This window comes from Hymenobacter arcticus, assembly GCF_054779975.1.
In genome coordinates, this window is the sequence record NZ_BAAGXF010000002.1 from 340,138 (window position 1) to 361,126 (window position 20,989).

Below are 20,989 nucleotides of genomic sequence, written 5' to 3' on the forward strand. Positions count from 1 at the left end.
CATTTAACGAGGAAAAGGCTGGGTTGGGGCATTTATCGAGTCGGCCGAACCCAATAGCTTGTCAGTCTGTTTCTATCGCAGCTGTTTATACCGTAATTTTGCAGGCCGACCCTGGGTCGGCCCGTGCTATGTCCCATTCGTTTAAGGCTGTTAGTTTATCCTTCCGCAAGGCGCCCCTCGCCATCCGCGAGCTGCTGGCGCTAGACGAAGCTGCCTGCCGTCGCTTTGTGCAGCAATTGCGCACCGAGCTGCACTTGGCCGATGTATTGGTGCTAAGCACCTGCAACCGCACCGAAATCTACTACGCCCACGACGACGACTTTTCGGCCGCCATCATCCAGGCGCTGGGGGAGCTCAAAAACCGGCCCGATGCCCTGCGCTTCGCCCCGTACTTTGACCTCTATACCGAGGCCGAAGCGGCCACCCGCCACCTGTTTGAAGTAGCCTTGGGGCTTGATGCCCAAGTGGTTGGTGATATGCAGATTATCAGCCAGGTGAAGCAGGCCTACCAGTGGACCGCCGACGCCGACGCGGCCGGGCCCTTCCTGCACCGTTTGCTGCACACCATCTTCTTCGCCAATAAGCGCGTGCAGCAGGAAACCAGCTTCCGCGATGGGGCTGCCTCCATGAGCTACGCGGCCCTGGAGCTGGTAGAGGAGCTCACGGCCGACGTGGCCAGCCCCCGCGTACTGGTAGTAGGCCTGGGCGAAATTGGCAGCGACGTGTGCCGCCATTTGGCCGACAGCAAGAGCTTCGCCAGCGTGACATTGTGCAACCGCACCCGCGCCCGCGCCGAGGAGCTGGCCGCCGAGTTTGCGCCCGGCCGCCTCCGCATTGCTGACTTTGAGAACCTGGCCGCTGCCTTGCGCGATGCCGACGTGGTTATTTCCTCCATCAGCCGCGACACGCCCTTTTTCACCCGCGAGCTAGTAGCGCATCTTGACGTACTGAGCTACAAGTTCTTCATCGACTTGGCCGTGCCGCGCTCCGTAGCCGCCGATGTGGAGCAAGTGCCCGGCGTGCTGGTCTACAACGTGGACGCTATTCAGAGCAAGGCTTCGGCGGCGCTGGAAATGCGCCTGGCCGCCGTGCCCCAGGTGCAGGCTCTCATCACCGAAAGCCTGCTCGACTTTGCCGACTGGAGCCGCGAAATGCTCGTGTCGCCCCTCATTCAGCGCATGAAAGCTGGCTTGGAGCAAATGCGCCAGCAGGAGCTCGACCGCTTCCAGAAAAAAGCTACCCCCGCCGAAGTAAAGCTGCTGGATGAGGCCACGCGCGCCTTTATGCAAAAAGTGCTGAAGCAGCACGTGCTGCACCTCAAAGCCGCTTGCCGCCGCGACGAAGCCGACCAGCTGCTGCCGCTGCTCACCGACTTGTTTGACTTAGAGCGGCAATCGCAACCGGCCTAGCCCGGCCCCGGCTACTTGATTAAAACGGCAAAATCCTTGCAAAATGCTGATAATCAGCATTTTGCAAGGATTTTTATAATGGAGTCAGCTCGGCTAGCTCGTCCCGAAACGGTCTGATTTGGAACCCAACTACATAATAGGGCCGCCACCAGATGAAGCGAGTAAACGATTTAGCATGAGCATACTAGGCGCTCTACGCAAGTGTAAGTGGCTAGGGCGCAACGCACACTTGCGTAAAGCAGCTGGTTAGATACGGCCGGAATAGTCTTCCAGCGTATCGATGATTTTCAGCAACTGGGGTACGGCCAGCGAGTAGTAAATCTTGGTGCCCACTTTGCTCGACTTCAGCACGCCCCGGTCTTTGAGGGTGATGAGGTGCTGCGAAGCGATAGCCTGTGGAATGTCGAGGGCCTGGTAGATTTCGGTAACCGACATCTGGTGGTCCTTGGTTTTGCTCTTGCCAAGCAGGTCAACAATGGCGAGGCGCTTGGGGTGCGAAAGTACTTTGAGCATGGCCGCGGCGCGGTCCAACTGCTCAGCCTCCACGCGAGTGTGCAAAGGTTTCATGGCGTTAATAAATTGAAAAATGGTAGAAGGGAAAATAGAAGAATGAAACCGCTACCCTATTACTAGGGTTTTGGTAATGCAAAGTAAACGCAAGAATACTATTGTACACTATTGTGAGCGCATATAAAATTCGGGCATAGTACTTGGCTAAGTGCAATTTGTTGCCCTGCGGGCCTGATTTCGCACTTTTTCTAAATTTATATTATTCAAAGTTTTTTTATAATGACGGTTCTTTAATTGGCTTGCTAATGAACCTAAAATGAAAACCTACTCATTACCGGGGGCACTCGCCCGTATTAATCTGCGAGTTCCGGTGAGCTAACTAAAAGGTAGCTCGCACCAACAGCCCGCCAGCGCCTTGCGTACTTGCGCGGGTGGGCGGCAATTTCCCGGCTCACTTGCTGTTCAATGGAGGTTCCTGCTTTTTTGCGCCGCGAGGTGCTGGGTAACGAGTTAGTTGAGTACCTAATCGCGGCGGTGATTATGTTTTTGGGCAGCGTGCTCAACCGGGTGCTGTCGCGGCTGCTGAGCAAGGCGCTATTCCGGTTTACCAAGCGCTACACGGCTGGCGTAACGGAAGAAGAACTGCACGAGCTGCTGATTCAGCCGCTGGGCGCGCTGTTGTTTCTAATTTCTTTCTACTTGGCCTTCAGTGTATTGCGTTACCCCATGCCCCCGCTGGCGGTGGCGGGTGTGGAGCCCTGGCCGAAGGTGCTGGTACTGGGGCTGTTTCACCTGGGCGTGATTACCACTATTGTGTGGGTGATTACGCGGCTGGTCGATTTTGCGCTGCTGGTGGTGCAGCGCCGCGCCGAGCTCACCACCACGCCCGGCGCGCGGCGGCTCGACAACCAGTTTTTGCCCTTTGCCAAGGACTTGCTCAAGGTTTTTATCGTGGTTATTGGGCTGCTGGTGGCGCTGGGGCAGGTATTTGGGGTGAATGTGACGGCCCTGATAGGCGGCCTGGGCATTGGCGGGCTGGCCGTAGCCTTTGCGGCCAAGGAAAGCCTGGAAAACCTGCTGGCCTCGTTCACCATCTTCCTGGACCAGCCCTTTGGGGTGGGCGACCTCGTAACGGCTGGCACGGTGAGCGGCACGGTAGAGAAAATCGGCTTTCGGAGCACGCGCCTGCGCACGGCCGAAAAAAGCTACCTCACGGTGCCTAATAAGAGTATGATTGACAAACCGTTGGATAACCTGAGCCTGCGCACGGCGCGGCGGGTGGGCTTCACGCTCATCTTCGACCAGAAGACGACCAGCGAGCAGCTGCAAGCCATTATCAAGGAAGCGGTGGAAGCTATGGAGGCGCACCCGCTCGTGACCAAAGACGTGCAAATGAAGTTCAACAGCATCTCGCCCTCGGGCAAGGAGGTGACGGTGCAGTACTTCGTGGAAACCACCAGCTACGACGAATACCTGGACGTGAAGGAGTCGCTGAACTACCGCTTGCTGGAAGCAACTGAGCATCAGGGGGGTAGCTTTGCCATTGCTGCTCCGGTGGCGACAGCGCCCGCGTAGGCCGCCGGATACCGGTACTTTTGCGGGCCAATTCAAACCCTGGGGCTGGCTTGGTACTTATAACCAGCCGGCCCCGGTAGTAGCAGTCCGCTAGTGGATTTTCTTGCTTGTCGGGGCCCTTTTTAGTTAGTTGCGCTCATGTCCGAAACCCTTTTTCTAACGCCGGGCGTGCCCAAAGCCGCCCGCTACGCTGAGTTGCACCCGCAGGTGGCAGCCCTCACCGCCGACGAACCCGACCGCATTGCTAACCTGGCCAACGTGGCCGCCGCACTGCGGCAGGCGTTCGGCTTTTTTTGGGTGGGCTTCTACGTGGTGCAGGGCGAGGAGCTGGTGCTGGGGCCGTTTCAGGGGCCCATTGCCTGCACCCGCATCCGGCGGGGGCGGGGCGTGTGCGGCACCAGTTGGGCTGAGGCGCGCACCGTGCTAGTGCCTGATGTGGAGGTGTTTCCGGGCCACATTGCGTGCAGCTCCGATTCGAAATCGGAAATCGTGGTGCCTATTCTGAAAGACGGCGCGGTAGTGGCCGTGCTCGATGTGGACAGCGACCAACTCAACGACTTCGACCACGACGACCAGGCGGCGCTGGAGCAGCTGATGGCGCTGGCCGCCACTTGGTTTTAAAGAGTATGAAAGCACTGAAAATCTGGCGGCTAGGCCTGCTGAGCATGGTAGTGGCCGGCTGCGGCCGGCAGTTGGACGTAGCGCCCGAAATACCCCTGAAACACAAGTACGATGCGGCCATGCAGCGGCAGATAGAGCTGCTGCAAGCTGAGCAAGTGCGGGTAATGGCCACGGCCGCCACGCCCGGTGGCCCTGCCCTGCCCGTGCTCACACTGGAAGTAATCAACCCCCAGCCCGCGCCCGAGCAGCAGCCCGATACCCTGAAACAGCGTATGCATAAGCTGGCTCACCTGCTGGTGGCCGACCTGGCCCGCCCCGGCCAGTACCAGGCCATAAGTGCCCAGGCGACGTTTAAAACCAGTTTTTTCTCGCGAAGTAGCGGTGCCAGCGCCAGCTCCCAGGTCTTTATTTACTCGATAGCCAGCCTGCGCTAAGAAAAAATAGTCACTAGATTCAGCTACGGCGATTACGCCGCTCTGAAACAGTTGATGGTCGCAGTAATTGGTTTGTTTTATAAATAAACATATGGAGAAGAAGCGATTGTGGCTGCTGTACTTGACGAGCGGAATGGCGGCGGGTTGTGGCAAGCAACTAAAAATGCCGCCGAACATACAGCCACAACATCGGTATGATGAGGCCTACAAGCAGCAGGAAAAGCTTCTGAATGCCAAGGAGGTAGGCTTTTCGATTCACGCTACACAAGTAAGCGCCGATTTCGCCATCAACTGGCTAGAGCTAGTGGTAGTTAACCCTCAGGGCCAGCCTGCCGCTCCTGATAGTGTGGTACATCGTGCCCGTAAATTGGCCCACTTGCTGGTAGCTAACATAAACAATCCGAAAGACTACCAGCTAATGACCGTGACACTAGTAAAGCAGCACGATTATTTAGTTGCTTCAAGTACCGATTCCCGCACCATCACCTATTCTATCGACAGCCTGCGCTAGGTCCGGCAAGTTGCTTTTTTACGCTCGTATGGAATCTTCTTTCAACGCCACTTCCTCCACCGTCACCGAGCCGCTCGTAGTGATGGGCGCGGGCCTAGTGGGCTCGCTGCTAGCCTTATACCTCACGCGGCGGGGCCACCCGGTGCAGGTGTTCGAGCGCCTGCCCGACCCGCGCACGCAGGGCCTGCTGGGTGGACGCTCCATCAACCTGGCGCTGAGCGACCGGGGCTGGCGGGCGCTGGCCGGCGTGGGCGTGGCCGACGATATTCGGCAGGTGGGCATCCCGATGTACCGCCGCGTGATGCACGACGGGCAAGGCCAGCTCACCTTTCAGCCTTACGGGCAGGACAACCAGGCCATTTACTCCGTGAACCGGGGTAACCTGAACTGTACATTGCTTGATATTGTTGAAAAAGAAGCAAATGTGCAGGTGACCTTCGGCCAGAAGCTCACGCAGCTCGACTTGCCCGCCCGGCGCCTGCACTTGCAGGATGTGGCTAGTGGGCAGGCCCACGAGGTGGCTTATGAGCGTTTGTTTGGGGCCGATGGGGCGTTTTCGGCGGTGCGGGCGGCCTTGCAGCGCACCGACCGCACCGACTACTCGCAGCAGTACCTGGAGTACGGCTACAAGGAGTTGACCATCGCGGCCGGCCCGGCCGGCGCGTGGCAGCTGGAGAAGAACGCGCTCCACATCTGGCCGCGGGGCAACTTTCTGATGATTGCGCTGCCTAACCTCGATGGGTCATTCAACGCCACGCTGTTTTTTCCTTATGAAGGCGACAAGTCGTTTGCGGCGCTCCAGACGCCGGCCGACGTGGCCACTTTCTTCGCCGCCACTTTTCCCGACGCGGTGCCGCTGATGCCGCAGCTCACGGAGGAGTTTTTTGACCACCCCACGGGCTCCTTGGTGACCATTCGCTGCTTCCCGTGGGCCTACCACGACACGGTGCTGCTGCTCGGCGACGCTGCCCACGCCATAGTACCATTTTATGGACAAGGGATGAACGCCGGTTTTGAGGACTGCACCGTGCTCAACCAATTACTGGAGCAGCACGGCGAAGCCAACTGGGACCGGGTGATGGATGAGTTTGAACACCAGCGTAAACCCAACACCGACGCCATGGCCGACCTCGCACTCTACAACTTCGTGGAGATGCGCGACCGCGTGGCCGACCCCCGCTTTCTGCTGCAAAAGCGCATCGAAAGCAAAATCGCCGCCCAGTATCCCGGCCAGTGGGTGCCGCTCTACTCACGGGTAACGTTCTCGCCCGATACCTCCTATGCCGAGGCCTGGGCCGCCGGCCAGCGCCAGGAGGCCATTATGACCCGGGTGATGCCGCTTATTCAGACGGAAGCTGATTACGAATTGCCAGAAGTTAAAGAATTGATTGACAAAGAGTTGAGTAAATGAACAAAGTAAAAAAGAACGTCATGCTGAGCTTGTCGAAGCATCTCTACCACGCCGAAAGGATTAGTAACCCGACTGGCGTGGTAGAGATGCTTCGACAAGCTCAGCATGACGTTCTTTTTGTCAGCCTGTTTACAGGCATACCGTAATGTTACGGGGCTACCGTAATCGTGCGGGTTACCGAGTTGTAGGCACCGGGGATGAGGGTGCCGCTGCTATCGAGCAGCTCCAGCTTAATGGTGGCCTGGCCGGCGGGCAAGCCTTCCATCATGTAGGGCATCCACTGGTCGAGCATGAACTCGGTGCCGTTGATGGTGGCGCGCACCTTGTTGCCATCGGGGGCCAGGGTAGTGTTCACAAGGTAAAAGTCCAGCATGATTTTCTGGGCATCCTTGCCGGCGTACGTGTCCTTGGGGCGGCTGTAGAACAGGGCCGGGGCTTTCACGTCGAAGTTCATGGGCGCAGTGCCAGCGGCCGGCGTGCCCACGGTGATAGTGCGCAGGTCATAGGCTCCCTTTTGCTTGAGGCTTTCGTGGTAAGAGCGCGACAGAAACGACAAAATAACGTGTTCACCGTCCGGAATTGGCTTGGTGAATTTCGTGTCGTAGTGAGCTGTGTAGGGCTGGTTGTCCACGATGTTGTGGATGTGCTGGCCCTTCATTGAGTTGGCCATTTGCATGCCGTGCTCACTTTCCGTCATCTTGGTGAGCTGAAAGTTGGTCAGCTCATAGGAGAACGTAACCTCGCCGCTGGGCACCGAGGAGCCTTGCACGGGCGCATTCAGGCGCAGGGCAGCGGTCGGAAACTTAGGCGAGTCGTTGTAGGGTGTGAGCGTGATGCCGCCCTTCGACTGGGCCGCGCCCGATACGGTGGAGCCGCTGCTTTGCGCCCCCAGGGCTGCGGGGCGGTCGGCGGGGCTGGTGGTAGCAGTTTCGGCCTGCTGGCTGGTGCTGCAGCTACCTAGTATGGCCAGGGCGGCCAGGGCCAGCGAGCCAGTAAGCGGGGCGGTGAATCGATTCATGTGAAAGAGACAGAAGGAGGTGAGTTATCAGGCCCTCTACGCGAACTAGCGGGCAGAAGGTTTTGTACTAACTTCGCATTAGCTAGTTTCTGGTTGCTGCTGGTGGGCTAGGCGCGCGGCGGGTTAAGCACTTAACCCGCCGCCGCCCGGCCTGCTACCAAAAACTAGCTATCCATAATCAGCAAGTAACCCATCCCTACTTTTTTATGGCTGATAACCTGCCTGACCACATCCCTTCGCTCGACCTGGCCGACTTCCGCTCGGGCGACCCCACCCGCAAAGCCAAGTTTGTGCAAGAGCTGGGCGCTGCTTACCAAAGCATTGGCTTCATCGCCCTCAAAAACCACGGCCTCAACGAGCTGCAAACCAAAGAGCTGTACGCCGACGTGCAGGCGTTTTTTCAGCTCCCCGACAACTCGAAGCAGTCGTACGAAGTGCCCGAGCTAGCGGGCCAGCGCGGCTACATCAGCAAGGGCAAGGAGCACGCCAAGGGCCGCAACACCGGCGACCTGAAAGAATTTTACCACGTGGGCCAGGAAGTGCTCGACGAAACCGACCCGGTAAAAAACGATTACCCGGCCAATATCTGGCCCGCCGAGGTGCCTCGTTTCGAGCAGAGCACCATGAAGGCTTACCGCACCCTGGAGGCCGCTGGCCAGGACGTGCTGCGCGCCATTGCGCTGTACCTGGAGCTGCCCGAGAACTACTTCGATGACAAGGTGAAGAACGGCAACAGCATCCTGCGGCCCATTCACTACTTCCCCATCGAAGACCCCGACGCGGTGCCCGCCGACGCCGTGCGCGCCGCCGAGCACGGCGACATCAACCTGATTACCTTGCTGATGGGCGCCAGCGCCGACGGCCTGCAAGTGAAGCGCCGCGACGGCCAGTGGATTGCCATCACGGCCCTGCCCGACCAGATTGTGGTAAACGTGGGCGACATGCTCCAGCGCCTCACCAACGGCGTGCTCAAGAGCACCATCCACCGCGTGGTGAACCCTGCCCGCGAGAAGATGAACACCTCGCGCTACAGCATCCCGTTCTTTATGCACCCGCGCTCCGAGATGAGCCTGGCGGCCCTGCCGCACCTCGTCACGGCTGACAACCCCAAGAAGGAAGCCGACATCACGGCCGGCGAATTCCTGAACGAGCGGCTGATTGAGCTGGGCCTGAAGAAGAAGTAAGTGGCTACTAAATAGGCTATTGAGTCTATTGAGAGCGTCATGCAGACCGAAGGGAAGCATCTCGCTCGCGCCGTTGGATTACCAACTCCAACGATTCGAGCGAGATGCTTCCCTTTGGTCTGCATGACGTTCTTTTTTTGTTGCCAGCTTCCACTAGTGGCTAGCTGGCTTTATCTTCGGCATGGCTACCCTTTCGTTCTGTGTCCGACCAATTACCTGCCTATTCTGAGTTGCCCGTTCCCCTGGCGCCGTTGCGCCGGGCGGGGCGGCGACTGCGCCACACCCGCAATTTTATTTTTCTGAAAGACGTGGCTGGCCTCGCCTGCACGGCTTTTGGGGGGCCGCAGGCGCACCTGGCCATGATGTTTCGGCTGCTGGTAAATAAGCGTAAGTACCTCACGGCGGGCGAGTTGCTGGAGTTGCAGGCGCTGTGCGCGCTGCTGCCGGGGCCTACGTCCACGCAAACCATCACGGCCATCGGCTTCCGGCTGGGCGGGCCCAACCTGGCTTACCTCACGCTGATAATCTGGTGCCTGCCTTCGGTGAGTATCATGACGCTGGCGGGGCTGCTACTCACGCACTTCGACACGGCTTTTACGGCGCGGCTGGTGCAGTTTGTGCAGCCGGTGGCGGTGGGCTTCGTGGCGTTTTCGGCCTACCGCATTGCCGAAAAAGTGGTGCACACCAAAACGTCGGTGGCTTTGCTGGTGGCCGCCGCCATGGTAGCCTACTTTTTTCAGCTGCCGGGGTTGCTGCCGCTGCTGCTGCTGGCCGGCGGGGTGTTTACGGCGCTACGCTACCGCAAGCACGCCATTGTGCCCGATAAGAAGCCCATTCGCGTGGAGTGGGCCAATGGGGCGTTGTGGCTGGGCATTTTCCTGGTAGCGGCCCTACTGGGGCACTATACGCAGCTGCTGCCGGTGCGCTTGTTTGAGAACTTTTACCGCAACGGCTCGCTCGTGTTTGGGGGCGGGCAGGTGCTGGCCCCGCTGCTGTTTGCCGAGTTTGTGGAATACAAGCGTTACCTCACGGGGCCCGAATTTTTGTCGGGCCTGGGGCTGGTGCAGGCTTTGCCGGGGCCCAATTTTTCGTTTGCCTCATACATCGGGGCATTGGCCATGAGGCCGGCCGGCGGCGCGGGCCCGCAGCTACTGGGGGCACTGGTAGGCGCGGTGGGCATCTTTTTACCCGGCGTGCTGCTGATATTCTTCGTCATCCGCTTCTGGGACGGCCTGCGGCAGTACCGCGTGGTAAAGGCCTCCCTAGAAGGCGTTAACGCGGTGAGTGCCGGCCTGGTGTGCGCGGCGGCGCTGCTGCTCTACCACCCGCTTCCCGACCGCCTGCTGGCCCTGCCCGGCCCGCTGGCCGGCTGGCACCTGCCCCTCAACCCACTGCTGGTGGGCACCACGTTTCTGCTGCTGCTGTGGGAGCGCGTGCCGGGCGTGGCCATTGTGGGCGTGGCTTTGCTGGCTGGCGCGCTGGCCGGCGGCTAGCGCGCGCCAGCCGCTGGGGCGGGCTGGCCAGCGTCAGTGGCCGGCGCGCCTGCGCCGCGGGTGGCTGTCGCCGCCTGCCGGTTCGTGATTTCGACGTAGGCCTTGCCCGTCACGGGCTGGCCGCGGTGCGTGCCAGTCACCTTACACATGCCTTCCCAATAGTACATAGTGAAGGCGTGGAAGAAGCGCAGCGCCAGCTCCTGGTTGGGCACGAGGGGCTCCACCACGAGGTCGTAGCCCTGGCTGGGCACCTGCACGCGCCACTTGGCGGGGTACTGCTTTTTCGACTTCGGGCTGGTCCAGTAGGTGAGGGGCGTGAGCGTGAAGTCGTTGCCGCTCAGGTGCACGTTCTCGTTGGTGGCGCTGAAAAACGAGCCGTTGTTGAGCGTCTGGTTGGTTTCGGTGTTGCGCAGCGTATTGAGCATCAGCTCCTCACGGGGCTGGTCGAGCTGGATGCTGAGCCAGTCCCAACCCACGCCCTTGCTCACGATGCTGGTGCAGTTCCACTGGCGGTCGTACCACAGCTCGCCGGCTACCTGGTGGGTTTTGCCGCCCACCGTGAGCGTGCCCGTGGTAGCCAGGCGCGGGTACGAGTAGTAGCCCGCCGTGATGCCCTGGCCATAGTTTTCATAGCCCGTGCCGCCGTGCAGCAGCACGGGCTTGGTGGGCGTGGTGCTGAGGTTGAGGGCGTAGCCCGCGTTGCCTTTGCCGGTGAGGGCGGCGGCAAACTGATACTTGCCCTCCTGGCCGTTGAAGCTCCACACCTGGCCGTCTTTGTGCTCGCGCAGGCGCACGGGCAGCGAATCGGTGAGCAGGCGCGGCAGCTTGCCCAGCTTGTAGTCGTAGTTGAATTTCTGGCCCTTGGGGTCGGTAATGGCCACGTTCACCATTTGGTAGTCGTCCTTGCCATCCTTCAGGTTGAAGTGAAAGAACACGTACTCGATGCCAAATTCCTCGCCGCTGGCCTGGTCGCGCAGGTGGCCGGTGAGGTACCACCACTCCAGCGAGTTTTTGGGGTGCACCGCCTCCTCGTGGGGCAGCTCGGCGCGGGTAGCGGTGGGGTTGAAGCGGGTAGTAGGTACCGGCTTAAAGGTGGAGCAAGCGGCAAGTAGCAGCGTCAGCAGCAGGGCAATGGGTAGTCGCATCATACCCTGGCACAAGGCTTTTTGAGGCCAAAAAGTTTGGGTATAGCGTCGTTTTAACTGCGCCGAAAAGGCCGGGTGAGCCAATGAAAAAACCCGTGGCCGGGCTGAGCGGCGGGTGGGGCAGGGGGCGTTTCGGCAGCGAATACCTGGGAAACTGCCCCGCTTACTGTTTCTCTTCTTTGCTCTCGGTACATGGCTACTACTTCCACGCCCCCGGCGGCCGGGTCGGTATGCAGGGCTACCTGCACCGCGCCCGCAGCTGGGGTCAATGACAGCTGGCGCGAGAGGTAGCCCGCGTGGTGCAGCACCAAGTGCGGCCGCCGCGCCGCGGGCCGGCCCGCGGGCAACTGCAAGCTAAACTGACCGGCCGCGTTGGTAGTCGTAGCCCGGTTTTCGCCCTTCAGAAAAACCGCCACGCCCGCTAGCGGCTCCTGGGTACCGGCATCGCGCACCGTGCCGCGCAGCAGCTTGCTTGCTGATGCCGAATGGCGGGGCTTGTGCGTGTTGGTGGGCGAGTGGTGGGCGCTGGGGGCCGGCTCGGTGCGGGCCTCAGCGTCCAGGCCGCTGCTTTCGCGCACGCCCCACAGAGCTAGGGTAGCGGCTAGCCAGGGACGCCACCGTGGGGCGGGGCTGGCTACCGCCGCCGGCACTAAGGGGCGATTGAGTTGGTCGGCGCGCAGGCGGCCGCAGGTTTCGCCGGCCGCTTGGCGAAGGATGGCCAGGATTTCGGCATCGGTTTTCCAGGTAAAATCGACCACCGTTTTCTGGCAGGCGGCGCAGTGGCGGCCGGCGGCGGTGGGCATCATGGCATCCCAGCTTTCGGCGCAGGGCTGCGGAATGGCGAGGCTGGTACGGGGCATACGTAGCGCTACTTACTTCTTGGATTTGGGAGGTGGCGGCATCGGCGTGGCAATGGGTGCCCCACCCAAAATGCGCTCGGGCGGGGTTACGGGGCAAGCTGGTAGCACCGGGTGGTGCGTGCTGGGGCGGGGTGGCAGCGCCGGCCGGCCCAGTAGCTGGCCGGTGCCGGCCGGCACCTGGGTAGTGGCCGGGTGGGCGGGGCCGCTTTGGGCGCGGGCCGGAGCAGCCAGGCTACCCAGGCCCAGCAGCGCGGCTACGGCGCCCAGCCAGCGCCGCCAGCCCACCACGGGCATGGCCGCCGGCCGCAACACCCGACCCAGCTGACTTTCGCGGAAGCGCCCGCACGGCAGTTGGCTGTGCTGGCTGACATAGGCGGCCAATTCGCCATCGGTGTAGGTGGTAAAATCGACCACCGTTTTGGCGCAGGCGGCGCAGTGGCGGCCGGCGGTGGTGGGCGTCATGGCATCCCAGCTTTCGGCGCAGGGCTGCGGAATTTGAATGGCTAGCGGAAGCATGCGCAATAGTAGTTAAGGGTTTGACAGGTAGTAAGTTAATTTCTAAAGGGTTTGGCCAGCCAATACTTGCTCCAGTTGAAAAAGCGGCGCGGGTGCCAGGGCCAGGGGCGCTCGTACTCGATTACCATTAGTCCGCCCAATACCTGGGTGTCCATCAGCAACGCAAGCTGCAAATCCGAAGTGGCTGATAGCGTCAGTGTCTTTTCCTGATGCACATAGCCCACCATGCTGATGGTAATAGTCACTGATTGCGTGGTTGCGGCAACAGGCAGCTCAAATGCACCGGCTACGTTGGTCGAAATACCCGTATTCGTGCCCTTCACCAATACCGTGACGCCCGGCAGCCCCTCGTGGGTATTGGCATCCGTGACGGTGCCGCGTAGCACTACCGGCTCATCGGTGTGGAGGAGCGCTGGGGTGCTGCTGGTTACTTCCCGGCTGGGCTGGTTTGGAGCCGCGCTGGCCGCTGGTACCGGGCCGCCGTTGGCGTAGATGGCGTTGGCCTGCGCAGCGGCCCGGCCGGCCCCCAGTACGCTGCCGGCGGCCAGCGCGGCCCCGAGCCAGGCGCGCCAGCGTGGGGCCGGGGTAGGCATGATGAGGGGGCGGTTTATCTGGTCGGCGCGCAGGCGGCCGCAGGTTTCGCCGGCGGCCTGGCGCAGGGCGGCCAGGATTTCGGCGTCGGTTTGGTGGGTGAAGTCGACCACCGTTTTTTGGCAGGCGGCGCAGTGTCGGCCGGGGCCGGTGGGCGTCATGGCGGCCCAGCTTTCGGGGCAGGGCTGGGCAATGTGAACGGCGGATACGCGACGGGTCATAACTCAGAAAGGGAGAATAGCTTTCCCTCCCGATGCCGCGCCGCGCCCAATTGCACACGGCCCCGCCGTAACTTGGCCGTTTACTAGTTTGCGCGCCCAATCTTTCCCTGGCCGAATGCCCCCCACTAATAACTCGCTCTTTCGCCGCAAAACCATCGCGGCTATCCTTGCCAACCCACCCGCTGATGCCGAGGGCCACGGCGGCTCCGGCGGCGGCCTGGCCCGCCACCTCACCGTGCGCGACCTTACCGGGCTGGGCATTGCGGCCATTATCGGGGCCGGCATTTTCAGCACCATCGGCCAGGCCAGCCTGAATGGCGGGCCGGCGGTGTCGCTGCTATTCGTGTTCACGGCCATTGCCTGCGCGTTTTCGGCGCTGTGCTACGCGCAGTTCGCGGCTACCATCCCGGTTAGTGGTTCGGCTTACACCTACGCCTACACGTCGTTTGGTGAGCTCGCGGCCTGGATTATTGGCTGGGCGCTCATTATGGAATACGCGGTGGGCAATATCGTGGTAGCTATTTCGTGGAGCGACTACTTCACCGGGCTGCTCGACAGCGTGGGGCTGCACATTCCGCGCTGGCTCACCATGGGCACCCAGAGCGCTCACGCCGGCTACGAGGCCGTGATGGCCCTCAAGTCACTGGCCGCCGCCACGCCCGCCCAACTCGAAGCTTACACCGCCTGGGTCAACGCCCCCGAGCTGTTCGACGGCTTCCGGTTGGTGGTCGATTTGCCGGCCTTTCTTATCACGGTGGCCATTACGGCGCTGGTGTACGTGGGCATCAAGGAAAGCAAGAATGCTAGTAACTTACTGGTAGTGTTGAAGTTGATAATCGTGGCCGTGGTCATTGTGGTGGGCGCGTTCTACGTGAAGCCCGAAAATTGGTCGCCCTTCGCGCCGCACGGCATCGGCGGGGTGCTCAAGGGCGTGTCGGCCGTGTTCTTCGCCTACATCGGCTTCGACGCCATCTCGACCACCGCCGAGGAGTGTAAAAACCCCCAGCGCGACCTACCCAAGGCGATGATGTACGCGCTCATCATTTGCACGGTGCTCTACGTCATTATCACGCTGGTCCTCACCGGGATGGTGAGCTACAAGGAGTTGGGCGTGGGCGACCCACTTTCCTTCGTGTTTGCCAAAGTGGGTTTGCCCAAGCTCTCGGCGCTGGTGGCGGTGAGCGCGGTGTTTGCGATGGCCTCGGTGCTGCTGGTGTTTCAGCTGGGCCAGCCGCGCATCTGGCTGACTATGAGCCGCGACGGCCTGCTGCCGCCCGTGTTTGCCAAGGTGCATCCCAAGTTTCATACGCCCTCATTCAGCACCATCGTCACGGGCTTTTTTGTGGGCGTGCCGGCGCTGTTTCTGAACATGGATTTGGTGGTGGACCTCACCAGCATCGGCACGCTGTTCGCCTTTGCGCTGGTCTGCGGCGGCATCCTCATCATCGACCCCTACGGCAAGTCGGACGCCCGCTTCACGGTGCCCTACATCAGCGGGCGCTGGCTAGTGCCGCTGCTGCTAGTAGGGGCCGGCTACCTGCTCTGGCGCTTCGACCACGACACTATTACCAAGCTCATCAGCGACGTGGACGGCACCACCGCCCGCACCACCCACGCAGGCTACTACGGCGTGTTCCGCCACCAGATTCCGTACCTCGTCTTCATCCTGGCCTCGCTGGTGCTCATGGTCGTCACGTTTCAGAAAAAGCTCTCGCTGCTGCCGGTGCTGGGGCTGCTCACCAACATGTATCTGATGACGCAGCTGGGCATCAACAACTGGACGATGTTCCTGATTTGGCTGCTCATTGGGCTGGCCATTTACTTCACCTACGGGCACAGGCACTCGAAGCTGAATAAGGTGGCGGTGGGGTAGGAATGCGCGGTAATGCGCAATAGATTTGTCGCTGTAAGAAATTATAGCTCTGATAATTCTAGCGCATGGAGGCTTCATTACTCACCACCCTCACTACCCGCCTCGAAGCCTCCCGCCAGGAGCTGCTGGACTTGGGCTTGCGCAACCCGTTGCTCAATTTTCGCCCCTCCAAAGCCCAAGGGGTGGCCGTGGTGCGGGAGGAGTCGGCGCAGGTACTGGACATTCTGGTGCGGCAGGGTAAGACCATGTATTTTTCGGCCGCCCCCGAGCCGCCCAAGAAGAAGGAAAAAGCAGAATCAGCTGGGGAAAAAACGGGTGTCTCGACCGACGAGCTGCCGCCGCTGGAAGCCTATTTCAGCGAACACCCGCCGGAGCTGCTGCTGACCGAGGCCGAGCAGCAAGCCCTGCTCATCGACAACAAGCTGCAAACCGCCGAGCCATTAGCCCGGCTCGAAACCCGGCTGCTCAATACCTACTACACGGCCCGCACCAGCCTGGAAGAAACGGGCGTCAACATCCTTTACCTGGCGCTGGGCCAGCTGAGCTGGTACGAAACCGAAAGCAGCCCCGAGCCCCGCCAAGCGCCCCTGCTGCTGGTGCCCGTCGTGCTGGAGCGCGGCACGGTGGCCGAGCGCTTCAAGCTCACGCATTCGGGCGCCGAGGTCGAAGGCAACCTGAGCCTGCAAGCCCGGCTGAAAGGCGATTTTGGCATCGTGCTGTCCCTGCCCGAGGTCGAAAACCAGTCGCTGGCCGAGTACTTTCAGGCCGTGGAAGCAGCCGTGGCTGGCCGCAGCCGCTGGGCGGTAGCGGCCGATAGCATTGCGCTGGGGTTCTTCTCGTTCAGCAAGCTGATGCTGTACCGCGACCTGGACCCGGCCACCTGGCCCGCCACGGCCGAAGGCGCGTCGTCGCTGCTGGGGCACCCGGCCATCGGGGCGCTGCTGGGCACCGAAACTGGCTTTACCGATGCCGCCCCGAGCGTGGGCGAGCACGCTTTTCTGGATACCGAAAGCCCGGCCGCCGAGCTGCACCAGGTGCTCGATGCCGACTCGTCGCAGCTGCTGGCGCTGCTGGCCGTGCAGGAGGGGCGCAACCTCGTCATTCAGGGACCGCCCGGCACGGGCAAGTCGCAAACCATTGCCAACCTGCTGGCCGAAGCCATCGGGGCCGGCAAAAAGGTGCTGTTTGTGGCCGAAAAAATGGCGGCGCTGGAAGTAGTGAAGCGGCGGCTCGATGCGCTGGGCCTCGGGGCCGCCTGCCTGGAGCTGCACAGCAACAAGGCCAATAAAAAAAGCCTGCACGACGAGCTGCGCCACACCCTGGCGCTGGGCCGCCCGGCCACCCCGCTAGACCTCGATGAGCAGATAGCCCAGTTGCCACCCCTGCGCAATCGACTGAATACGTACACGTTGGCCGTCAACTCGCCGCTGGGCCGCAGCCGCCGCACCATGCAGCAGGTAGCCGGGGCCCTGCTGGCGCTGGGCGAAGAAACCGGGGCGCAGCAGCTGCCCCGGCTGCCCTTCCCGGACCTGGCCAGCTGGACCGACGCCGACGCCACCCGCACCGAGGCGCTGGCGGCGCGCGTGCAGGCCACGCTGCAAAAACTCGGGCCGCCCCCGCAGCTGCTGTTTTGGGGCACCGGCCTCACGGTGCTGCTGCCCATCGACCAAGAGCGGCTGGCCACCCAGCTGCAAGCCGCCCAGGTGGCCGTGAGCGAGTTGACCCTGGCCGGGGAGGCGCTAGCCAGTTTATGGGGGGCATCCCAGCCGCTGGATAGGGCGGCCGCCGCGGCGCTAAAGCCCCTTGCCGAGCGGGCGCACCAGGAGGCGCTGGCGGCCCACCAAAGTGGCGCCGCGGCCGCTGTCGCGCTGCTCCAAACCGAGGCTGCGGCCCTGGCCGAGCTGTTGCAGCAGCCCCCGCCCACCGACCAGCCGGCGGCCGAAGCCCTGGCCGCACTGGCCCAGTACCGGCACGGCGAGGCGCTGATAGCGCACTCCGGCCGGGCCGCCGCCGCCATCGAAGTGGCGCAAGTGGCGGCGGCCGCTTTGGCCACCTTGCTGCGCCTGCCGCTGCCTACTGACCAGGCCACCGCCACCGCGCTGGTGCCCGTGGCCGCGCACGCCGCGCTGGCCCCGCCACTGCCGGGCGTAGCCGTGGCCGATGCCTTTTGGGCGCAGCCCAACAGCCCGTTGCCCGCCGCCCAGCAAGCCGCCGCGGTGCTCAACGACCTGCACCAGCGCTACGATGGTGTGCTACTACCGGAGGCCTGGGGCCAAAACCTAGCCGCCGAGCGCGCCATTCTTGTCACCATAGGCCCCAAGTGGTGGCGCTTTTTGAGTAGTGACTACCGGCGGGCCCGCCGCCAGTTGCAGCAGCTTTGGCGGGGGCCGCTGCCCGGCGATGCCCACGAGGTAGTAGCCGCTATTGATGCGCTGCACGAGGCCGCCCGCCACGCCCAAACCCTGCACGAAGTGAGCCCGCTGGCGGGCCGGCTGTTTGGCACCGCCTGGCGCGCCGAAGCATCCGACTGGCCTGTGCTCCTGAAAGTAGCTGATTATCTGAGTATTACGCATCAGTTGCTGGTGCAGCAGCGCCTGCCTACCGCGCTGCTTGCCTACCTGGCTGCTGACCCCAACGCGGCGGCCGTGGCTGCGCCGCTGGCGGCCCTGGTGGCAGCCCTGCCGCAACATGCCCAGGCATTGCAAGAAGCCATTACCGCCGGCCGGCCCGGTAGCGGCCAGGGCCAGGGACTAGCCGAGCAGCTGGCTACCGAGCCCTGGCCGGCGCAGGCCAGTGCTGTGGCCGCGTGGGTGGCCCGCACGCCCCAGGCCCCCGACGTAGCCACCCGGCTAGCCGCCTGGCAGGCAGCCGCCAGTGGGTATGCTACTGCCAGGCAGACTATTGAGTCGGCGTTGCCAACAGCTGGTTTCGCCTCCGTTTTTGGCCTGGCAAGCGCTTGGCAACGCCAGCCTTTTGCTCCGCAGCAGCTCCTGCTGGATGCTTGGGTAGCCGCCACTCCCCAGCCCGAAGCCGTAGCGCACGCCTTGCGTGCGGTAGAGGAGGGCTTGTTGGCGCAGCTTACGACCGGGCAGGCCCTACGCGCCGCGCTGGCCCTGGATGAAACCCGCCGCTTTGGCGCGGCCGGGCCGCTGGTGATGCAGCCGCTGGCCGACCAAAATACCCAGCTAGCTGCCTGGCTAGGCGATTTGCCAGCCCTGCAACTCGCCATTGAGTGGAATAACGTGGCCGCGGTGGTGCACGCCGAAGGCCGGCCCGAGCTGCTGCCCCTGGCCGAAACCTGGCCCGGCGCGGCCCAGCACTTGGTGGCGGCCGTGCGCCAAACCTGGCTCGAATACTTGCAGCGGCTGGCTTACACGCAGTTTCCGGCGCTGCCGCAGTTTGAGCGGGCCGGGCACGAAGACGCGGCCGCGCAATTTCGGGCGGCCGACCGCGCCAGCCTGGTGCACAACCGCACCCGCGCCATGACGCGCCACTTCGACAACCTGCCCAACCCGCTGCTGCCCACGGCCGGGGGCCAGATGATGTTCATTAAGAACGAGTTTGCTAAAAAGAGCCGGCACGTGCCCATTCGCAAGCTGATGCTGGAGGCTGGGCGGGTGGTGCAGGCCATCAAGCCCGTATTTATGATGTCGCCGCTGTCGGTGGCCAGCTTTCTGCCGCCGGGCGCGGTAGAATTTGACCTGATTGTGTTCGACGAAGCCAGCCAGGTTAAGCCCGTGGATGCGCTCGGCGCGGTGGCGCGGGGCAAAAAACTGGTAGTAGTGGGCGACTCGAAGCAGCTGCCGCCCACCAGCTTTTTCGACTCGCTGACCGGCACCGGCGAGTCGGCCGACGAGGAAAACGTAACGGCCGATATCCAGAGTATTCTGGAGCTGTGCAAGGCCCGCCAGATGCCCGAGCGGATGCTGCGCTGGCATTACCGTAGTCTGCATCAGTCGCTTATTGCGGCCTCCAACCACTTATTTTACGAAGACAAGCTCGTGATTTTCCCGAGCCCCGGCGGCCAGGGGCAACTGGGGCTGGTGTATCATTACCTGCCCACCACCTACTACGAGCGCGGCACTACGCGCACCAATCCGCAGGAAGCGGCGGCTGTGGCCGCGGCCGTGCTGCACCACGCCCGCACCATGCCCAAGCTTACGCTGGGGGTAGTGGCCTTCAGCACCGTGCAGCGCCAGGCCATTCAGGACGCGCTCGAAATCTGCCGCCGCCAGCACCCCGAGACGGAGGCGTTTTTTGCGGCCCATCGCCACGAACCCTTCTTTATTAAGAACCTGGAAAACGTGCAGGGCGATGAACGCGACGTTATCCTCATCAGCATCGGCTACGGGCGCACCAAGGACGGCAATCTTACCATGAGCTTCGGCCCGCTGAATGGGGAAGGCGGCGAGCGCCGCCTCAACGTGCTGATAACCCGCGCCAAGCAGCGCTGCGAAGTATTCACCAACCTCACGGCCGACGACCTCGACCTGAGCCGGACCCGCGCCAAGGGCGTGGCCGCCCTCAAGACCTTCCTGAACTTCGCACAGCACGGCCGCCTCAACCAAAAGGAGGAAACCGGCCGGGAGCTGGATTCGCCGTTTGAGGACGCGGTACACCGGGCCCTCACGGCGCGGGGCTACACCGTGCGGCCCCAGATTGGTAGCCAGGGCTTTTACATCGACTTGGCCGTGGTGGACCCCGACGACCCCAACCGCTACGTGCTGGGCATCGAGTGCGACGGGGCCATGTACCACAGCGCCCGCTCGGCCCGCGACCGCGACCGCCTGCGCCAGCAGGTGCTCGAAGCCGTGGGCTGGCGCCTGCACCGCATCTGGAGCACCGACTGGTTCCGCGACCCCGCCCGCGAAGTAGCGCGGGCCGTGGCCGCTATTGAGCAGGCCCGCCACCTCGCGGCCCTCGACCAGCCCGATGAGCCCGAAGATGAGCCAGTGCCTGAAGCCGTACCTATTGGCTTGGCCCGCGAAGAACCCGCCCCCGCCCCCAACTATGCCGTAGCGGCCGTGCCCTACCAGCTAGCCCAGTTGCCCGACGCTATCCGGCAGCAGGAATTGCACCTGTACCCAACCGGCCAGCTAGCCCGCTGGGTAACGGAAGTAGTGGGCGCGGAAGCCCCCGTGCACCCCGATGAAGTGGCGCGCCGCCTGAGCCAGGCGGCGGGCGCGACGCAGGTGGGCCGCCGCATGCGGGCGAGTGTTGAGGCCGCTATCGCGTTGGCAATCAAGCTGGATAGCGTGCGGCAGCAGGATGGCTTCTTGTGGAAGGCGGCCGCGGCCGCAGCGGAGGTGCTGGTGCCCCGCGACCGCAGCGCCCTGCCCCTGGCCTCGCGCAAGCTCGCGCTCATTGCCCCGCAGGAGCTGGCCCAGGCGGTGCTGCAAGTAGTGCGCCAAAGCTTCGCCATTGAGCGCGAGGAGGTAGCTAGCCCGGCCGCCAAGCTGCTTGGCTTCAATCGGTTGGTAGGCGAGGAGCCGCGCTTGCTTTTTGAGGGGGTTATTCAACAATTACTAACCAGCCAGCAGCTAACCGATACCAATGGCGTGCTGCGACCCAATTAACAAAACTAATTGATTGCTAATAGTTTAGGCAATTAATCTGG

At 62.5% G+C, this 20,989-nt stretch carries 16 protein-coding genes; 10 read left to right on the plus strand and 6 right to left on the minus strand.

Features of this window, described 5'->3' with window-relative positions; translation table 11 throughout:
• Nucleotides 1-128 precede the first annotated feature (128 nt).
• A complete protein-coding gene (gene hemA, locus ACYVGC_RS04985) occupies nt 129-1,409 on the plus strand; it encodes a glutamyl-tRNA reductase (RefSeq protein ID WP_460582688.1) in 1,281 nt (426 codons plus the stop codon).
• 246 nt (nt 1,410-1,655) lie between these two features.
• Here hemA and ACYVGC_RS04990 read toward each other — a convergent pair whose 3' ends face one another.
• Nucleotides 1,656-1,976, minus strand: coding sequence for an ArsR/SmtB family transcription factor (locus ACYVGC_RS04990; protein ID WP_460582689.1), 321 nt, complete (start codon nt 1,974-1,976; stop codon nt 1,656-1,658).
• A gap of 408 nt (nt 1,977-2,384) precedes the next feature.
• On the opposite strand from ACYVGC_RS04990, the gene ACYVGC_RS04995 reads away from it, so the two are divergent.
• The 5 genes from ACYVGC_RS04995 to ACYVGC_RS05015 all read left to right on the plus strand — a co-directional run bounded on the left by ACYVGC_RS04995 (nt 2,385) and on the right by ACYVGC_RS05015 (nt 6,471).
• Nucleotides 2,385-3,494 (plus strand): mechanosensitive ion channel family protein, encoded by a 1,110-nt coding sequence (locus tag ACYVGC_RS04995; RefSeq protein WP_460582690.1) that lies wholly within the window; start codon nt 2,385-2,387, stop codon nt 3,492-3,494.
• Nucleotides 3,495-3,632: 138 nt separating this feature from the next.
• Entirely contained in the window at nt 3,633-4,115 is a 483-nt protein-coding gene (locus tag ACYVGC_RS05000) for a GAF domain-containing protein (RefSeq protein WP_460582691.1), read from the plus strand.
• Nucleotides 4,116-4,120: 5 nt separating this feature from the next.
• Nucleotides 4,121-4,549, plus strand: coding sequence for a hypothetical protein (locus ACYVGC_RS05005; protein ID WP_460582692.1), 429 nt, complete (start codon nt 4,121-4,123; stop codon nt 4,547-4,549).
• A 91-nt stretch (nt 4,550-4,640) separates the two neighbouring features.
• Entirely contained in the window at nt 4,641-5,060 is a 420-nt protein-coding gene (locus tag ACYVGC_RS05010; protein ID WP_460582693.1) for a hypothetical protein, read from the plus strand.
• 28 nt (nt 5,061-5,088) lie between these two features.
• Nucleotides 5,089-6,471 carry an FAD-dependent oxidoreductase gene (locus ACYVGC_RS05015; RefSeq protein WP_460582694.1) on the plus strand — a complete coding sequence of 461 codons (1,383 nt, stop codon included), beginning with the start codon at nt 5,089-5,091 and terminating at the stop codon, nt 6,469-6,471.
• 148 nt (nt 6,472-6,619) lie between these two features.
• Here ACYVGC_RS05015 and ACYVGC_RS05020 read toward each other — a convergent pair whose 3' ends face one another.
• Nucleotides 6,620-7,489 carry a hypothetical protein gene (locus ACYVGC_RS05020; protein ID WP_460582695.1) on the minus strand — a complete coding sequence of 290 codons (870 nt, stop codon included), beginning with the start codon at nt 7,487-7,489 and terminating at the stop codon, nt 6,620-6,622.
• A gap of 206 nt (nt 7,490-7,695) precedes the next feature.
• Between ACYVGC_RS05020 and ACYVGC_RS05025 the strand changes: the two genes are divergently transcribed.
• Nucleotides 7,696-8,673 carry an isopenicillin N synthase family dioxygenase gene (locus tag ACYVGC_RS05025; protein ID WP_460582696.1) on the plus strand — a complete coding sequence of 326 codons (978 nt, stop codon included), beginning with the start codon at nt 7,696-7,698 and terminating at the stop codon, nt 8,671-8,673.
• A 230-nt stretch (nt 8,674-8,903) separates the two neighbouring features.
• Nucleotides 8,904-10,166 carry a chromate efflux transporter gene (gene chrA, locus ACYVGC_RS05030; RefSeq protein WP_460582697.1) on the plus strand — a complete coding sequence of 421 codons (1,263 nt, stop codon included), beginning with the start codon at nt 8,904-8,906 and terminating at the stop codon, nt 10,164-10,166.
• Here the strand turns inward: chrA and ACYVGC_RS05035 are convergent.
• The 4 genes from ACYVGC_RS05035 to ACYVGC_RS05050 are packed head-to-tail and all read right to left on the minus strand — an operon-like array spanning nt 10,163 to nt 13,499.
• A complete protein-coding gene (locus ACYVGC_RS05035) occupies nt 10,163-11,314 on the minus strand; it encodes a lipocalin family protein (protein ID WP_460582698.1) in 1,152 nt (383 codons plus the stop codon). The two genes, chrA and ACYVGC_RS05035, sit on opposite strands and share 4 nt — an antisense overlap.
• Before the next feature lie 50 nt (nt 11,315-11,364).
• Entirely contained in the window at nt 11,365-12,171 is an 807-nt protein-coding gene (locus ACYVGC_RS05040; RefSeq protein WP_460582699.1) for a peptidase associated/transthyretin-like domain-containing protein, read from the minus strand.
• A gap of 12 nt (nt 12,172-12,183) precedes the next feature.
• Entirely contained in the window at nt 12,184-12,687 is a 504-nt protein-coding gene (locus tag ACYVGC_RS05045) for a hypothetical protein (protein ID WP_460582700.1), read from the minus strand.
• 35 nt (nt 12,688-12,722) lie between these two features.
• Complete coding sequence (locus ACYVGC_RS05050; protein WP_460582701.1) at nt 12,723-13,499, minus strand: carboxypeptidase-like regulatory domain-containing protein; 777 nt, start codon at nt 13,497-13,499, stop codon at nt 12,723-12,725.
• 115 nt (nt 13,500-13,614) lie between these two features.
• Between ACYVGC_RS05050 and ACYVGC_RS05055 the strand changes: the two genes are divergently transcribed.
• Nucleotides 13,615-15,372: an amino acid permease gene (locus ACYVGC_RS05055; protein ID WP_460582702.1), complete on the plus strand. Its 1,758-nt coding sequence runs from the start codon at nt 13,615-13,617 to the stop codon at nt 15,370-15,372.
• A gap of 65 nt (nt 15,373-15,437) precedes the next feature.
• Nucleotides 15,438-20,948 (plus strand): DUF3320 domain-containing protein, encoded by a 5,511-nt coding sequence (locus tag ACYVGC_RS05060; RefSeq protein WP_460582703.1) that lies wholly within the window; start codon nt 15,438-15,440, stop codon nt 20,946-20,948.
• The last annotated feature ends 41 nt before the right edge of the window (nt 20,949-20,989 follow it).

What these genes read in the sequence shown, in the direction of transcription:
- ACYVGC_RS05025 (WP_460582696.1), top strand. Translation starts at nt 7,696, where the DNA reads ATGGCTGATAACCTGCCTGACCACATCCCTTCGCTCGACCTGGCCGAC.
- ACYVGC_RS05035 (WP_460582698.1), bottom strand. Translation starts at nt 11,314, where the DNA reads ATGATGCGACTACCCATTGCCCTGCTGCTGACGCTGCTACTTGCCGCT.
- ACYVGC_RS05055 (WP_460582702.1), top strand. Translation starts at nt 13,615, where the DNA reads ATGCCCCCCACTAATAACTCGCTCTTTCGCCGCAAAACCATCGCGGCT.
- ACYVGC_RS05060 (WP_460582703.1), top strand. Translation starts at nt 15,438, where the DNA reads ATGGAGGCTTCATTACTCACCACCCTCACTACCCGCCTCGAAGCCTCC.
- ACYVGC_RS05045 (WP_460582700.1), bottom strand. Translation starts at nt 12,687, where the DNA reads ATGCTTCCGCTAGCCATTCAAATTCCGCAGCCCTGCGCCGAAAGCTGG.
- ACYVGC_RS05005 (WP_460582692.1), top strand. Translation starts at nt 4,121, where the DNA reads ATGAAAGCACTGAAAATCTGGCGGCTAGGCCTGCTGAGCATGGTAGTG.
- ACYVGC_RS05015 (WP_460582694.1), top strand. Translation starts at nt 5,089, where the DNA reads ATGGAATCTTCTTTCAACGCCACTTCCTCCACCGTCACCGAGCCGCTC.
- ACYVGC_RS04990 (WP_460582689.1), bottom strand. Translation starts at nt 1,976, where the DNA reads ATGAAACCTTTGCACACTCGCGTGGAGGCTGAGCAGTTGGACCGCGCC.
- ACYVGC_RS04995 (WP_460582690.1), top strand. Translation starts at nt 2,385, where the DNA reads ATGGAGGTTCCTGCTTTTTTGCGCCGCGAGGTGCTGGGTAACGAGTTA.
- hemA (WP_460582688.1), top strand. Translation starts at nt 129, where the DNA reads ATGTCCCATTCGTTTAAGGCTGTTAGTTTATCCTTCCGCAAGGCGCCC.
- ACYVGC_RS05010 (WP_460582693.1), top strand. Translation starts at nt 4,641, where the DNA reads ATGGAGAAGAAGCGATTGTGGCTGCTGTACTTGACGAGCGGAATGGCG.
- ACYVGC_RS05040 (WP_460582699.1), bottom strand. Translation starts at nt 12,171, where the DNA reads ATGCCCCGTACCAGCCTCGCCATTCCGCAGCCCTGCGCCGAAAGCTGG.
- ACYVGC_RS05000 (WP_460582691.1), top strand. Translation starts at nt 3,633, where the DNA reads ATGTCCGAAACCCTTTTTCTAACGCCGGGCGTGCCCAAAGCCGCCCGC.
- ACYVGC_RS05020 (WP_460582695.1), bottom strand. Translation starts at nt 7,489, where the DNA reads ATGAATCGATTCACCGCCCCGCTTACTGGCTCGCTGGCCCTGGCCGCC.
- ACYVGC_RS05050 (WP_460582701.1), bottom strand. Translation starts at nt 13,499, where the DNA reads ATGACCCGTCGCGTATCCGCCGTTCACATTGCCCAGCCCTGCCCCGAA.